Source organism: Acidisphaera rubrifaciens HS-AP3, assembly GCF_000964365.1.
In the GTDB taxonomy this organism is placed as follows: Bacteria; Pseudomonadota; Alphaproteobacteria; order Acetobacterales; family Acetobacteraceae; genus Acidisphaera; species Acidisphaera rubrifaciens.
Map to the genome: position 1 here is coordinate 1 of NZ_BANB01000085.1, position 15383 is coordinate 15383.

The following is a 15383-nucleotide window of genomic DNA, read 5'->3' on the forward strand; positions in this document are numbered from 1 at the left end:
GGCGCGGCATCTCCTGACGCAGCGCCCGGCGCGCGGCGCGCAGCACGAGCTTGCGCGCCTCGCCCTCGGCCAGCGGGTCGGGGGTGAAGCGGAACCCGTCCACCTGCCCGACCGGATGCCCCTCGACGATCACCGCTCCGGTCGCCGTGACGGCGGACAACAGCGCCTCGCTCTCCGTCGCCTCCAGCCGGCGCATCAGATGCGCCGACCGCCGGTCGACGAAGCGTGCGGTCAGCCGCTCGTGCAGCGCGTCGGAGATCGCGTCCTCGATCGCCCGCGCCCGCTCCTGCCAGTGTGCCGCGTCGCGCAGCCAGTCGGTGCGGGCGGCGATATAGGACCACACGCGCACGCCCGCGAGGCGCTGCATCAGCGTGTCGATGTCGCCCTCGGTCCGACCCAGCGCGTCGAAGGCGCTGGTCAGCCACGCCGCCGGCAGCGCCCCGTCCTGCACGACATGGGTGAAAACACGGGCGCAGAGCCGGGCATGGCTGTCGTCGGCGAGCTTGCGGAAATCCGGGATCTGGCAGGCATCCCACAGCAGCCGCAGACGGCCGCCCCCCACGCTCGCCGCGCGGATCGCCGGGTCGCGCGCCAGGACCGACAGCGTGTCCATGTCCGATGCGTCGTTGCCCCGCACCAGGCCCGGCAGCGGCGGCGGCGCGGCGAGGGAGGTCAGCAGGTTGTCGATGGAGGAGAAGTCGAGCGTGTCGTTGCGCCAGCACAGCTGCTCGATCGGGTCGAAGCGGTGCGCCTCCACCGCGTCCACGATCTCCTCGGGGATCGGCGGGCTGGTGCCGGTGGTGCCGAACGTGCCGTCGCGCATTCCCCGCCCGGCGCGTCCGGCGATCTGTGCCAGCTCGGCCGCGGTCAGGCGGCGCGGGCGGTGGCCGTCGAACTTGGTCAGGCTGGCAAAGGCGACATGGTTCACGTCCATGTTCAGCCCCATGCCGATCGCGTCGGTGGCGACCAGGAAGTCCACTTCCTTGTCCTGATACAGCGCGACCTGGGCGTTGCGGGTGCGCGGCGACAGCCGGCCCATCACCACCGCGCAGCCGCCCCGGCGGCGGCGCAGCAGTTCCGCGATCGCGTAGACCTCGCCCGCGGAAAACGCGACGACCGCGCTGCGCGGCGGCAGGCGGATCAGCTTGGCGGCGCCGGCATGGGTGATCTGCGACAGCCGGGGGCGCGTCTCGATCTCCGCCTGCGGCACCAGCCGCTGCAGCAGCCGGCGGATCGTCTCGGCGCCGAGGAACATCGTCTCCACCAGCCCGCGCGCATGCAGCAGCCGGTCGGTGAAGACATGGCCGCGGTCGGGATCGGCGCAGAGCTGGATTTCGTCCACCGCCAGGAACTCGACCGGCCGGTCGAGCGGCATCGCCTCCACCGTGCAGGCGAACCAGCGCGCCTCCGGCGGGATGACCTTCTCCTCGCCGGTGATGAGCGCGACATGGCGCGCGCCCTTGCGCGCGACCATCCTGTCGTAGTTCTCGCGCGCGAGCAGGCGGAGCGGAAAGCCGATGATGCCGGAGCGGTGGGCCAGCAGCCGCTCGATCGCCAGATGCGTCTTGCCCGTGTTGGTCGGGCCGAGGACGGCGCGCACCCGTGCTGGAAACCCGAGGCCGTCGCCGCCGCCCCAACGGGTCGGAAATGGTCCCGCCATATCCGCAATGTCGGGCCTGCACCCCGGCTTGGCAAGCGTTGCGGCAGGCGCGCGCCGGATTGAAACCGTGTCAAAACAGCGACATATCGCCGCCCGGAATAGCCGGCAGCACGGAGGACGCAGCAATGGACGGGCAGGAACAGGCGGGGACGGCGACGGTGGAGCGCCACGAGTTCGGCGCCGAGGTCGGGCGGCTGCTCGATCTCGTGGTCCACGCGCTGTACTCGGAGCGCGAGATTTTCCTGCGCGAACTGGTGGCCAACGCTGCCGACGCGACCGACCGCCGCCGGTTCGAGGCGCTGACCGATCCGTCGATAGGAGCCGTCGATTCCCCGGCGGTGCGCATCGTGCCCGACAAGCCGGGGCGGCAGTTGCTGATCGCCGATTCCGGCATCGGCATGAGCCGCGAGGAGCTGGCGCAGAACCTGGGCACCATCGCCCGCTCCGGCACCCGCGCCTTCGGCCACAAGCTCGCCGAGGCGAAGCCGGAGGAGCGGCCGAGCCTGATCGGGCAGTTCGGCGTCGGCTTCTACGCCGCCTTCATGGTGGCCGAGCGGGTGGAGGTCACGTCGCGCCGCGCCGGCAGCGACGAGGCCTGGACCTGGGCGTCGGACGGCGCCGGCAGCTACACCCTCGCGCCCGCCGAGCGCGAGACGCCGGGCACCGACATCGTCCTGCACCTCAAGCCCGACGCCGAGGAGTATCTCGACCCTGACCGGATCGAGGCGGTGGTGCGCAAATGGGCCGACCACATCACCGTCCCGATCACCATCGCGCGTGACGGCCGCGACATCGCCGCCAACGAGGGCACGGCACTCTGGCGCCGCCCGAAGGCGGAGGTGAGCGAGGCGGACGCGAACGCCTTCTACCGCCATCTCGGCCACATGTTCGACACGCCGTGGGCGACGATCCACTGGCGCGCCGAGGGCACGGTCGAGTTCTATGCGATGCTGTTCGTCCCCGGCAGCAAGCCGTTCGAGCCGGTGGAGGGCGAGCGGCGCAGCCGCGTGCGCCTGCACGTCCGGCGCATGTTCATCACCGACGAGGCGGACCTGCTGCCGCCCTGGCTGCGCTTCGTGCAGGGGGTGATCGACACCGAGGATCTGCCGCTCAACGTCTCGCGCGAGATGCTGCAGGCGACCCCGGTGCTGGCGCGGCTGCGGCGCGCGGCGACGGGGCGGGTCCTGTCGGAGCTGAAGACGCGGGCCAAGGACGCGGCCGACTACGCCGCCTTCTGGACCAATTTCGGCTCCGTGCTGAAGGAGGGCGTGTGGGACGACGCCGAGCACCGCGCCGAGATCGCGCCGCTGCTGCGTTTCCGCAGCTTGCGCGCGCCGGCCGAGGAGGGGGCGCCGGCCGAGGGGGAGTCGGCCAAGAGGACGCCGGAATGGGTCTCGCTCGCCGAGTACGTCGCGCGCATGCACGAGGGGCAGGATACGATCTGGTATCTCGTCGGCGACGACGCCGCCGCGCTCGCCGCCTCGCCGCAGCTTGAGGGCATGCGCGCGAAGGGCATCGAGGTCCTGCTGCTCGATGACCCGATCGACAGCTTCTGGCCGGAGCGCCTCGATAGTTTCGAGGGCCGCAAGCTGCGCAGCGTCACGCAGGCGGCGGCGGAGCTTGGCGGCGCGGCGACGGCGGAGGACGTGTCCGTGCTGACCGCCGCGATGAAGGAGGCGCTCGGCGATCGTGTCTCCGACGTGCGCGCAACCGGCCGCCTGACGGACAGCGCCGTCGTGCTCGCCGCCGCGGCGCACGGCCCCGACCTGCAGATGCAGCGGTTGCTGCGCCGGTCCGGGCGCGGCTTTCCGGGCGGGGCGCCGGTGCTGGAGATCAATCCCGGCCACCGTCTGCTGCAGGGGCTGCTCAAGCGCGACAAGTCGGTGATCGCCGCCGCGAGCGAGACGCTGTTCGACCTCGCCTGCATCCAGGACGGCGAGCTGCCGTCCGACCCGACGGGGTTCGCGAAGCGGGTGACCGCGATGCTCGCCGATCGCCTCGACTAGGGTTGCCGTGGCCACGGCCGGGCCAATAGTCAGGAACGGGCCACCGGTATAGCCGGGGCCCGTGCCATCTTTTGTTGCGATGGCGCGGCGTTTTTGCTACCGGGGGTTGTTGCTCGGCGGCGAAACGGATGGGCGCCGTGCGCGTGGCCGCCGCCCGCGCGCACCTCGCTGGCGCGGGGGTGCGGGCGTGCGGAGGTGACCACGTGACGACCGACCTGCCTTGCCTTCTTGAAACCACCGCGCCGGAGCCGACGCTGCCGATATGGCCGGTGCGGCCGGACGGACTCGCCGCGCGGCTCGACGCGCTGCCGGGCCCGGCGCGGGCCTTTGCCGAACAGGCGGGCTTCACGGCGGAGGCGCAGACGCTGCTGCTGCTGCCCGGCGACTCGGGCGTCGCCGGCGCGCTGCTCGGCCTTGGTGCCGATCCGACGCCGTTTGCGTTCGGCGGCCTCGCGACGCGGCTGCCGCCGTCGACCGCCTGGCATCTCGAGCCGGGCGACTATGATCCACAGACGGCGACGCTCGGTTATTGTCTCGGGGCGTATCATTACGCCGATTTTAAAGCCCCCCGCCGCGCGCCCGCGCTACTGCGTAAGCCTGTCGAGACAAACCGCGCGATTGCAGAGGCGGCGGCAACATGGATGGTGCGCGACCTGATCAACACGCCCGCGAACCTGCTCGGTCCGTCCGAGCTGGCCGATGCGGCGTCGCGCGTCGCGTTGAGCGGAGGCGCGTCGGTGCAGCGCATCGCGGGCGACGCGCTCGTTGAGCGCTATCCGGTGCTGGCGGCGGTGGGCGCGGGCTCGACGCGCGCGCCCGTCGTCGTGCGCATCGACTGGCGCGGCAGCACCGCGCGCGACGACTCGCCGTTGATCGCGCTGTGCGGCAAGGGCGTCGTGTTCGATACCGGCGGATACGATCTGAAACCGTCGGCCGCCATGTTGCGTATGAAAAAGGACATGGGCGGGGCGGCGCAGGTGCTCGGCGTGATGCGTCTGGTGATGGAGCTCGATCTCCCCGTCCGGCTCGCCGTCTGGGTCGGCTGCGCCGAAAACAGCATATCCGGCGCGGCAATGCGGCCTTCCGACGTGCTGCGCAGCCGGCACGGCCTGTCGATCGAGGTCGGCAACACCGACGCCGAGGGGCGGCTGCTGCTGTGCGACCTGCTGGCCGAGGCATCGGCGGCGGCCCCCGCGATGCTGATCGACTACGCGACCCTCACCGGCGCGGCGCGCGTGGCGCTCGGTCCCGACCTGCCGGCGCTGTTCTGCAACGACGATACGCTCGCGTCGCGCTTCATCGCGGCGGCCAACGCCGTTCACGATCCGGTGTGGCGTCTGCCGCTGTGGCCCGGTTATGCCTCCTGGCTCGACAGCGGCGTTGCAGACCTCAACAGCGTGGCGTCGAAGCCGATGGCCGGCGCGATCGTCGCGGCGCTGTTTTTGCAGCGCTTCGTGGACGCCGCGGTGCCGTGGGCCCATATCGATGTTTACGCGTGGAACGACGGTGCGCGGCCCGGGCGACCCGAAGGTGGCGAAGCACAGGCGATGCGGGCGGCCTTGCAGTTGATCGCCGAATGCGCGAATGCTCCGCTTGCGGAGCGTAACGCGGCAGTAACGTGATCGCGAGCGGGCGGAAACATGATCGGGCAGGTCCGCCGAGGATTGGGGCGGGCGATGGCACGACGAAGCGGACGGCGGCCGCGGACGATCAGGCAATAGGCTTCGCCTGGGTGACTAAAGGTTGTGTCCGACCGCGCGGTGCGGCGGACGCGGGGCGCCGCGAGCGGCGCCTGTTGGGACAGAAAGGTTGAGACAATGGCCATGACCCCGAATGCCGATCAGCTTGTGGGCACGTTGCGGGACACGATCGTGTCGATGGTACGTCGCGACGGTCCGGACCTGTCGGCGCGCCAGCTCGGCGTGTTCCTCACGTGCTATCTGCAGGACGGCGCCCACACGGTGCGCGGTCTCGCGGCGGAGCTGAATGTGTCGAAGCCGGCGATCACGCGCGCGCTCGACCGGCTCGGCGAACTCGATCTCGCGCGGCGGAAGGTCGATCCGATGGACCGGCGCAGCGTGCTCGTGCAGCGTACGTTGAAGGGCGCGGCGTTCCTGCGCGACCTGCGCGGCATCATGACCGAGGCCGCCGCCGCCGCGCGCAAGGGCGGCAATACGCACGTGCATGACGCGCCGAGCCGCCGCGCCAGTGCCTGATCGGGAGGTATCCGAACCAACCGTGACCGGTCGACGGGCGTCGTGACCGGTCGCAGCCCGCGTCCCGGTCGCGCGGTGCGTCTTCCGGTCGCGCCACGCCCTCGGTGATTCCGCCGGACGTGACGGTCGCGCCAGCGGCCTTGCCTCCGCGTCTGCACGCGCACCCCGATGCCGTTGCCCCGGCATCGGGGCGCAGGCGTGCGCGCCTGATCGCGTGGGTGGTGTACGACTGGGCCTATTCGCCCTTCAACACCCTCGTCACGACGTTCGTGTTCGCCACCTACTTCGTGCGCGCGGTAGCGCATGACGTCGCCGCCGGTACCGCCGACTGGGCCTTCGCGCAGTCGGTCGCGGGCATCGTCATCGCCCTGCTCGCCGCCCCGCTCGGGGCCGTCGCCGATCGCGGCGGGCTGCGGGCGCAGATGCTGCTGCTGTGCACGCTGATCCTTGCCGGTTGCACGGGCGCGCTGTGGTTCATCCGCCCGGATGCGGCATGGGCGTCGACCGCCCTCGTGCTGGTGGCCGCCGCGACCGTCGCCTACGAGGTCGGGCTGTCCTTCTACAACGCGATGCTGCTGGAGGTGGCGCCCCCCGGCCGGATGGGCCGCGTCTCCGGCCTCGCCTGGGGCGCGGGCTATGTCGGCGGGCTGACCGCCCTCGTGCTGTGCCTGTTCCTCCTGATCCAGCCGGCGGTGCCGCCCTTCGGCCTCGGCCGCGCCCAGGCCGAGCCGGTGCGCGCCGCCATGCCCTTCGCCGCCGGCTGGCTGCTGGTGTTCGGCCTGCCGCTGCCGATCCTTGCCTGGCATCGACCGGCACACCGGCGCGGCGTGCGCGACGCCGTGCGCGGCGGCATGGTCTCGCTCGGCGCGACGGTGCGCGGCGTGCTCCGTCATCCGCCGCTGCGACTCTTTCTGCTCGCGCGCATGCTTTATTCGGACGGGCTGACGGTGCTGTTCGCCTTCGGCGCGATCTATGCCGCCGGCACGTTCGGCATGGGCACGCGCGACGTCATGCTGCTCGGCATCGGCCTCAACATCACCGCCGGGCTGGGCGCGCTCGGCTTCGCGCTGGTGGAGGACCGGATCGGCGCCAAGAGCGTGATCATGGTCTCGCTGTTCTGCCTCATCGTCCTGGGGGGTGCCTTGCTTGTGGTCCGCTCGGTGACGCTGTTCTGGGTGCTCGCCCTGCCGCTCGGCCTGTTCATCGGCCCCGCGCAATCGGCGAGCCGCTGCCTGATGGCGCAGTTCGCGCCCCCCCGCCGGCGCAACGCGCTGTTCGGCCTCTATGCGCTGTCGGGCCGGGTGACCGGGTTCGCCGGTCCCGCCGCCCTGGCCACCGTGACGGCGCTGACCGGCAGCCAGCGCGCCGGCATGGGCGTCGTGCTGGTCTTTCTCGTCGCCGGGACCGCCCTGCTCGCGACGGTGCCGTCGGCTCAGCCGGGATCGCGCACGCCCGCCCGTCCGGCCCGCCGCAGCACGTAGACGGCCCAGATGGCCTGCGGCGGCACGCAGGCGAGCGGCACGATCCCGCGCAGCGACGCCGGCGCCCCCAGCAGCGCGAGGCAGAGCATCCCGCCATAGGCGGCGAAGCCCCAATGCAGGACCGCGATCGCCGGCGCCGGCATCCCGCTGCGTTGCGCGAGCTGATACAGATGCCCGCGATGCGGCGCCGTCAGCCGCGCCCCCGCGCGGGCGCGGCGGAGCAGGGTGAACGCCACGTCGAACAATACCGCGTGCAGCAGCAGCGGCACGATCAGGAACGACAGCGCCATCCCGTCGAACCGCGCCGCCGCCACGCCGAGTACGGCAAGGACGAAGCCGCAGAACTGGCTGCCGACATCGCCCATGAAGATGCGCGCCCGGGGGAAGTTGAACGGCAGGAACCCGGCCAGGCCCGCGATCAGCAGCAGGGACGCGAAATAGACGAACCACCCCCCGGCATCCGCCGCGATCCCGGCGAGGAAGCAGCCGGCCACCAGCGCCACCCCCGCCGCCAGCCCGTTCAGCCCGTCGATGAAGTTCATCGCGTTGGTCGCGAACAGGATCCAACCGAGCGTGAGCGCCGCGCCCGCGACCGGGCCGACATCGATGGCGCCCAGGCCGGGGACGGTGAACAGGCGCACCAGCAGCCCGCTCGCGACGGCCGCCAGCGCCGCCAGCACCTGTGCCGCCAGCTTCACCGTGAACGGCCAGTCCCGCAGGTCGTCGAGGAACGCCACCAGGGCGATCGCCGCCGCCGCCACGATCACGCCCCGGAAATATGGGTCGGCCAGCCGGGCGAATTCGGCATACTGGTATAAACCAAGAACGCCGGTCAGGAACGCGGCGACGATGCCGACGCCGCCGCCCTTGGGCGTCGGGCGGGCATGCGCCTTGCGCGCGCCCGGGCCGGTGTCGGGCATGTCCATGACCCGGACGGCGATCATCGCCCGCACGATCACCGCCGAGAAGACGGCCAGCGCGGCGGCGAACAAGAGATGGCGGGCGAGGGCCTGCGCCTGCATCAGGCGCGGGCCCCATGGGGACTACCATCGGGACAGGCGACGGGACAGGCGGCGGGGCAGGCGGCGGGAGGGCGATAGGGCGGGGCGGTCACGACGGGTTCCGATGCCTGCACTGCGCGTTGCGGCCGGCGCGCGCCTTGCGGCACGGCCGGGTTTGACCGCATACCGCAGCCATGGCGCCGCCGTCCAAGCCAGGGTCGCCGCCGATCGGCCGCCAGCCAGGCCACCGGGCCCTGCGCATCGTCCTCAACGTGCTGATCGACGGCAGTCTCGCCGCCGCCGCCGTGCCGGCCGCCCGCTGGGTCGCCGATCCGCACGCGCAGGTGCTGCTGCCGCTGCATCAGTACGTCGTCGGCGCCGTCTCCCTGCTGCTCGCCGGGCTGCCGTTCCGCCTGTCGTTCCAGTACTGGCGCTTCGCCGGCCTCGCGGACCTGATGGCGGTGGCCAATGCCAGCGTGCTCGGCGCCGTGTTCTTCATCATCGTCGCCCGCCTGATCGGGCCGGCGGTGCCGAGCCCGGGCTTCTCGGTCATCCACGCCCTCGTGCTGCTGGTCCTGCTCGGCGCGCCGCGCGTCGCCTATCGACGGCTGCGGCTGCGCCCCGCGGGGCGCCCGGCCGAGGACGCGCCCGCCGCGGTCGTGGTCGGCGCGGCCGAGGATGCGGACTTGTTCCTCCGCGCGCTCGCGCAGGACCGGATGCAGCCGATGCGCATCGCGGGCCTGCTGTCGGCCAGCGCCCGGCAGGCCGGGCGGCGCATCCAGGGCCTGCCGATCCTGGGCGGGGTGGACGAGGCGGCCGGCGTGCTCGACCGCATGGCGGCCGAGGGCCGTCTGCCGGCGATGCTGGTGGTGGCCTCGCCCCTCGACCCGCGCCGCCTGGGCGACCTGATCAACACGGCGGAGCGGTTCGGCATCGCCGTGCGCCGCGCCGCCCGCCCGACCGCCCTCTCGCCCGCCGTCGCGACCCGCGGCCCGGCGCTGCAGTTGCAGCCCGTCGCGATCGAGGATCTGCTGAACCGCCGTCAGGTCGCGCTCGACCGCGAGGGCATGGCCCGGCTGATCCAGGGACGGCGGGTGATCGTGACCGGCGCCGGCGGGACGATCGGCTCGGAACTCGCGCGTCAGGTCGCGGCCTTCGGGCCGGAGACGCTGGTGCTGCTCGACAACGGCGAATACGCGCTGTGGCAGATCGACACGGAACTGGCGGAGACGCATCCGCACGTGCCGCGCCGCGCCGTGATCGCCGACATACGCGACGAGGCGCGGGTGCGCGCGCTGTTCGACGCCGTGCGCCCTGCGCTGGTGTTCCACGCCGCCGCGCTGAAGCACGTGCCGATGGTGGAGGCGAACCCGCTGGAGGGGCTGCTGACCAACGCCGTCGGCACCCGCCACGTCGCCGATGCGGCACGCGCGGCGGGGGCGGCGGCGATGGTGCTGATCTCCACCGACAAGGCTGTAAACCCGACCAGCGTGATGGGCGCGTCGAAGCGGCTGGCGGAGATGTACTGTCAGGGCCTCGACATCGCGGCCCTCGAACGCCCGGGCGAGGGGGCGATGCGCTGCATCACCGTCCGCTTCGGCAACGTGCTCGGCAGCACCGGCTCCGTCGTGCCGCTGTTCCAGCGCCAGCTCGAACGCGGCGGACCGCTCACGGTCACGCATCCCGACATGCAGCGCTATTTCATGACGGTGCGCGAGGCGGTGGGGCTGGTGCTGCAGGCGAGCGTGGTCGGCACCGCGCCGGGCGCCACGCTGCCCTCGGCCCGGCAGGGCGGCATCTTCGTCCTCGACATGGGCGCGCCGGTGAAGATCGTCGATCTCGCGCGGCAGATGATCCGCCTCGCCGGGCTGCGGCCGGAGCAGGACGTGGAGATACGCTTCACCGGACTGCGCCCTGGCGAGAAGCTGTTCGAGGAGCTGTTCCACGGCCACGAGCCGCCGGCGCCCACGCCCTATCCCGGCCTGCTGATGGCGACACCCCGCACCGCCGATCCGGCGCTGATCGGCCGCGCGCTGGACGAGATGGCGGCGCTGTGCCGCACCGGCGCCGTGCCCCCGGCGCTGGCGCTGCTGGCGCGGCTGATCCCCGAGTTCGACCACGCCGATACCCGTGCCCACGGATGAGCGTCCGACCGGGCATTTCCTTGCCAGTGAAAGCGTTGCGATGACCGATCGCCCGACCGTGACTTTCCTTGACCTCAAGGCGCAGCAGCGCCGCATCGAGGCCGATCTGCGCGCCCGGCTGGAGAGGGTGCTGGCGCATTGCCAGTTCGTGCTCGGGCCGGAGGTGGCCGAGCTGGAGGCGTCGCTTGCCGCGTTCTGCGGCGCGGCCCATTGCGTTGCCGTCTCGTCCGGCACCGACGCGCTGCAGATCGCGATGATGGCCGAGGGGATCGGCCGCGGCGACGCCGTGTTCCTGCCGGCCTTCACCTACACCGCGACGGCGGAGGTGCCGCTGGTGCTCGGCGCGACGCCGGTGTTCGTCGACGTCGATCCGGCGACGTTCCAGATCGATCCGGCGCATCTGGCGGCGCGCATCGACGCGGTGGCGCGCGCCGGGCGGCTGCGCCCGCGCGCCATCATCGGCGTCGACCTGTTCGGCCAGCCCGCCGACTGGCCGGCGATCGCCGCGATCGCGTCGCGCCACGGACTCGTGACCATCGACGACTGTGCGCAGAGCTTCGGCGCGTCGCTGCACGGCGCGCGCCTCGGCCGGCACGCCGACGTGACGACCACCAGCTTTTTCCCGTCAAAGCCGCTCGGCGGCTACGGCGACGGCGGCGCGATGTTCACCGAGGATTCCGACCGCGCGGCGCTCTGTCGCAGCCTGCGCACCCATGGCGAGGGGACGACGCGCTACGAGGTGCTGCGCACCGGCATGAACGGACGGCTCGACACGCTGCAGGCGGCGGTGCTGCTGGCGAAGCTCGCGGTATTCGAGGACGAATTGGCGGCCCGTGCCCGCATCGCCGCCGCCTATGACGCGGCGCTGCGCGACGTCGTCACGGTCCCGGCGCGCGTGCCCGACAGCACCAGCGCCTGGGCCATCTATGCGATCCTGCTGCGTGACGGCGCGACGCGCGAGCGGGTGCAGGCGGCGCTGCGCGCGGACGGCGTCCCGACCGCGATCTATTATCCGCGGGCGCTGCACCAGCAGCCCGCGTATCGCGACCACCATGATGCGACCGTCCTGCCGGTGGCCGAGGACCTGGCGACGCGCATCCTCGCGCTGCCGATCCATCCGGACCTGCACGACGACGCGGTCGCCGCCGTCTGCGCCGCGTTGCGCCGGGCGGTCGCGTAGCTTCGGGGCGGGCGCCGCGCGCTACAGCGCGCGTTCGTCGTGGCCGCCGATGATGCAGCGCCAGGAGGCAAGCTGATAGCCCTGCAGGTCGAGACGGGTGTGCAGCTCGTCGATGGCGACGATCTCGGCGCTGCGCATGCAGGCATCCGGCGTGTCGAGCCCGTCCATCATCGGATGGACCTCCTTGCAGCTCGCGCCGCCGGCGGAGAGGCAGAAGACGAGGATCAGCTGGATCATGGCGGGTCAGGCCCTTTCGTGTTGCTGCGACGCACCCCCCGAAGCGCGGGACCGTCTTACGGCCAGCCCGCGAGCAAACGACGTTAGCAAGGCTCGTGCCGGCTTGGCGCCGGCTATCGTCGCCTGCTAACGCTCGGTGACCGGAAAAGGATCGCGCCGATGCCCCATGACCACACCGCCCCGCGTCACGATTGGACACGCGCCGAGGTGGCGGCGCTGTTCGACCTGCCGTTCACGGAACTCGTGTTCCGGGCGGCTTCGGTGCATCGCGCGCATTTCGACCCGACCGAGGTGCAGCTGTCGCAGCTCCTGTCGGTCAAGACCGGCGGCTGCGCCGAGGATTGCGGCTATTGCAGCCAGTCGGCGCACCATGCGACCGGCCTGCCGGCGACCCCGCTGATGTCGGCCGAGGCGGTGGTCGCGCAGGCCCGCGCGGCGCGCGACGCCGGCGCGCAGCGTTTCTGCATGGGCGCCGCGTGGCGCGAGCTGAAGGACCGCGACCTGCCGCGCGTCGCCGCCATGATCGCCGGGGTCAAGGCGCTCGGGCTCGAGACCTGTGCCACGCTCGGCATGCTGACGCCGGCGCAGGCCGGGGCGCTGCGCGACGCCGGTCTCGACTACTACAATCACAACCTCGACACCGCGCCCGAGGATTACGGCCGCATCGTCTCCACCCGCACCTATGAGGAACGGCTGGAGACGCTGGCGCATGTCCGCGCCGCCGGGATGGCCGTCTGCTGCGGCGGCATCGTCGGCATGGGTGAGACGCGGGAGGCGCGGGCCGGCCTGCTGCACGCCCTCGCCACCCTGCCGGTCCATCCCGAAAGCCTGCCGGTCAACGCGCTGGTGCCGATCGCCGGCACGCCGCTGGGGGACAGCCCGAAGCTGGATGGGCTGGAGTTCGTCCGCACCGTCGCGGTCGCGCGCCTGGTCTGCCCGCGCTCGGTCGTGCGCCTGTCGGCCGGGCGCAACACCATGTCGCGCGAGCTGCAGGCGCTCTGCTTCCTCGCGGGTGCCAACTCGATCTTCGTCGGCGGTCGCCTGCTGACGACGCCGCTGCCGGGGCAGGACGAGGATGCGGCGCTGCTGGCCGATCTCGGCATGCGGCCGATGGGCAGCGGCGCGTCAACGCTTTCTTCAGTCGCCGCCGAGTAGTCTGCCCACCGGCGGCGGCCGAATCGTCGGGCCGCCGCGCGGCCACGGCAGGGAAGCGCGGCATGGCAAAACGCCTGGACCTACGCGGATGAACCCGCTCGCCGCGCGCTGGGCCGACACGCCGGGGGCGGCCCGCTTCGCCTTCGGACAGACCAACCGCGCGTTGCGCGACCGCGCCGCGATGGCGACGGCCGATGCGCTGCTCGCCGCCGCCGGCCTGCCCGGCCATCCCGACCGCCGCAAGAACTGGGACACCTACCTTGCGCTGTTCCACGCCGTCACCAGCGTCGGGCCGGAGGAGGCGGTGCTCGATGCGGGGGCCGAGCGCTATTCGGCCTTCCTGCCGTCGCTCAGGGCCGCCGGCTATACGCGGCTGGAGGGGATCAACCTGACCTTCGGCGCCGCGGAGACGGCGGGTGCCATCACCTACCGCCACGGCGACGTGACCGCGACCGGCTTCGCCGATGCATCCTTCGCCTTCATCGCCTGCCTGTCGGTGATCGAGCATGGTGTCGACCCGCCCGCCTTCCTGGCCGAGGCGTCGCGGTTGCTGGTGCCCGGCGGGACGCTGTTCGTCAGCATGGATTACTGGCACGACCCCGTCCCGACCGACGGGCGCGTCGCCTATGGCGTTCCGGTGCGCCTGTTCACGCGCGGCGACCTCGACGCCATGATCGCCGCCGCCGCCGCCGTCGGGCTGCGACTGGAACAGGACCACGATTTCACCTGTGGCGAGCGGGTGATCGAGTGGCCCGCGCAGGATCTGCGCTACACCTTCGCCAACATGCTGTTGCGCCGCGCCCGCTGACGCGTCCGCGCCGGCGCCGGGGGCAAGGCGGGGCAGGCCGCTGGCGGGAGGGATCACGTGCCGACCTATGAATGCCGCGCCCCCGCGGGGCTGCTCGACGCCGCGCGGCGTGCCCGCATCGCCGCCGCCGTCACGCGCATCCATCGCCAGGTGACCGGCGCTTCGGCCTATTTCGCGCAGGTCATCTTCACCGAGGTGGCGGACGGGGCCTGGTTCCTCGGCGGCACGCCGCTGGTCGGGCCGCATCTGTTCCTGCACGGCCATATCCGGGCGGGCCGCAGCGCCGGCGACCGGATGCGGCTCATCCGCCGCCTCGTCGCGGCGCTGGCCGAGGGCGCGTCGCTGCCCCCGCGATCCGTCTGGGTCTATGTCACCGAGTTGCCGCCGCGCGCGATGGCGGAATACGGGCATACCCTGCCCGAGCCGGGGGACGAGGCGGCGTGGTTCGCCGCCCTGCCGCCGGAGGATCAGGCGCATCTGCGCGCCCTTGGCGCGGGCGACGCGGGCGACGCGGGCGACGACGGCGCCGGCCCGGGGACCGCCAACTGACGAAAAGTTGATCCGGCCGCCATGCTGGCGCAACCGCCCGGGCCATATGGTCGTGGTTCATCAACCACGAGGCCCTGATCGCCTCCTCCTGCCGGCTCGCGCGCCACGGCGCGCGCCCCTTCATTCCGGCGCGGCGCGACCGCCGCGTTCCTCCCGATCCGGACCATCCGTCCGGCCCGCGTCGTCGCGGCGGCATCCCCGCCGACGCCTGTCACATCGCGGGACCGGACCCATAAAACGGAGACGCCCCCATGACCGGCACCGGCAGCGCCACCCGCGCGCAATCCCCCTATGACAGCGTCGTGTTCACCGACAGCAACGACTGGGGCAGCGGTTTCATCGGCAACGTGTCGATCACCAACACCGGCACCGCCGCGCAGACCGGCTGGACGATCGGCTTCGATCTCGCGGAGAACATCGGCAACATCTGGGGCGCCACGATCCTCAGCCATGTCGGCACGCATTACGTGATCGGCGGCCTGTCGTGGGATTCGACGATCGCGCCCGGCGCGGCGGTCTCGTTCGGCTTCCAGGCGGCGGGCGGCAACCCGGTCCTGCCGGGGAGCTTCACCGTCGATGGCATGGCGACCGCCGGCAGCGCCCCCCCGCCGCCGCCCCCGCCGCTGCCGACGCTCGGCGTGTCCGACCCGTCGGTGAACGAAGCCGCGTCGGGCAGCCACGACGCGGTGTTCACGGTCAGCCTCTCCGCGGCGTCGACGCAGCCGGTGACGGTCGCGTATGCGACGGCGGACGGCACCGCCCATGCCGGGACGGACTACACGGCGGAGAGCGGGACGCTCACCTTCGCGCCCGGCACGACGACGCAGCAGGTCAGCGTGCCGACGCAGCCGGGCGCGGCGGGCACGGAGACGTTCACCCTCGCTTTGTCCAATCCGTCCGGCGCCACGATCGCGACCGGCACCGGCACCGGCACGGGCACGGCGAC

The 15383-nt window shown here is 72.4% G+C and carries 13 protein-coding genes and 1 pseudogene; 11 read left to right on the forward strand and 3 right to left on the reverse strand.

Annotation, left to right across the window (positions count from 1 at the left end):
• Positions 1-1660, reverse strand: a 1660-nt coding sequence (locus B8460_RS03140; RefSeq protein WP_048860127.1) for a helicase-related protein, incomplete at its 3' end; no start/stop codon positions are given.
• Between the two features lie 125 nt (positions 1661-1785).
• On the opposite strand from B8460_RS03140, the gene htpG reads away from it, so the two are divergent.
• The 5 genes and pseudogenes from htpG (at position 1786) to B8460_RS03160 (ending at position 7363) form a co-directional block, all read left to right on the forward strand.
• Positions 1786-3666, forward strand: a complete 1881-nt coding sequence (gene htpG / locus B8460_RS03145) for a molecular chaperone HtpG (RefSeq protein WP_048860117.1) — start codon at positions 1786-1788, stop codon at positions 3664-3666.
• A 128-nt stretch (positions 3667-3794) separates the two neighbouring features.
• A pseudogene (locus B8460_RS23835) lies at positions 3795-4238 on the forward strand (hypothetical protein); the annotation flags it as partial.
• 69 nt (positions 4239-4307) lie between these two features.
• Positions 4308-5288 (forward strand): leucyl aminopeptidase family protein, encoded by a 981-nt coding sequence (locus tag B8460_RS03150; protein WP_241771090.1) that lies wholly within the window; start codon positions 4308-4310, stop codon positions 5286-5288.
• A 195-nt stretch (positions 5289-5483) separates the two neighbouring features.
• Entirely contained in the window at positions 5484-5882 is a 399-nt protein-coding gene (locus B8460_RS03155; protein ID WP_084623198.1) for a MarR family transcriptional regulator, read from the forward strand.
• 119 nt (positions 5883-6001) lie between these two features.
• Positions 6002-7363 carry an MFS transporter gene (locus tag B8460_RS03160; protein WP_373855633.1) on the forward strand — a complete coding sequence of 454 codons (1362 nt, stop codon included), beginning with the start codon at positions 6002-6004 and terminating at the stop codon, positions 7361-7363.
• On the opposite strand, the gene B8460_RS03165 is transcribed toward B8460_RS03160, so the two are convergent.
• Positions 7315-8385, reverse strand: a complete 1071-nt coding sequence (locus B8460_RS03165; RefSeq protein WP_048860119.1) for a glycosyltransferase family 4 protein — start codon at positions 8383-8385, stop codon at positions 7315-7317. The two genes, B8460_RS03160 and B8460_RS03165, sit on opposite strands and share 49 nt — an antisense overlap.
• A 173-nt stretch (positions 8386-8558) precedes the next feature.
• On the opposite strand from B8460_RS03165, the gene B8460_RS03170 reads away from it, so the two are divergent.
• Positions 8559-10508 (forward strand): polysaccharide biosynthesis protein, encoded by a 1950-nt coding sequence (locus B8460_RS03170; RefSeq protein ID WP_048860120.1) that lies wholly within the window; start codon positions 8559-8561, stop codon positions 10506-10508.
• Positions 10509-10548: 40 nt separating this feature from the next.
• A complete protein-coding gene (locus B8460_RS03175) occupies positions 10549-11688 on the forward strand; it encodes a DegT/DnrJ/EryC1/StrS family aminotransferase (RefSeq protein WP_048860121.1) in 1140 nt (379 codons plus the stop codon).
• A 21-nt stretch (positions 11689-11709) separates the two neighbouring features.
• Here the strand turns inward: B8460_RS03175 and B8460_RS03180 are convergent, their stop codons facing one another.
• Positions 11710-11925, reverse strand: a complete 216-nt coding sequence (locus B8460_RS03180) for a hypothetical protein (protein WP_048860122.1) — start codon at positions 11923-11925, stop codon at positions 11710-11712.
• A gap of 159 nt (positions 11926-12084) precedes the next feature.
• Between B8460_RS03180 and bioB the strand changes: the two genes are divergently transcribed.
• The 4 genes from bioB to B8460_RS03200 form a co-directional block, all read left to right on the forward strand.
• Positions 12085-13080 (forward strand): biotin synthase BioB, encoded by a 996-nt coding sequence (bioB, locus tag B8460_RS03185; protein ID WP_048860123.1) that lies wholly within the window; start codon positions 12085-12087, stop codon positions 13078-13080.
• A gap of 88 nt (positions 13081-13168) precedes the next feature.
• On the forward strand, positions 13169-13888 hold the full coding sequence (locus B8460_RS03190; protein ID WP_048860124.1) for a class I SAM-dependent methyltransferase: 720 nt from the start codon (positions 13169-13171) through the stop codon (positions 13886-13888).
• A gap of 57 nt (positions 13889-13945) precedes the next feature.
• On the forward strand, positions 13946-14437 hold the full coding sequence (locus B8460_RS03195; RefSeq protein ID WP_048860125.1) for a tautomerase family protein: 492 nt from the start codon (positions 13946-13948) through the stop codon (positions 14435-14437).
• Between the two features lie 251 nt (positions 14438-14688).
• Positions 14689-15383 (forward strand): cellulose binding domain-containing protein (locus B8460_RS03200; RefSeq protein WP_048860126.1); only part of this gene is annotated, 695 nt, incomplete at its 3' end.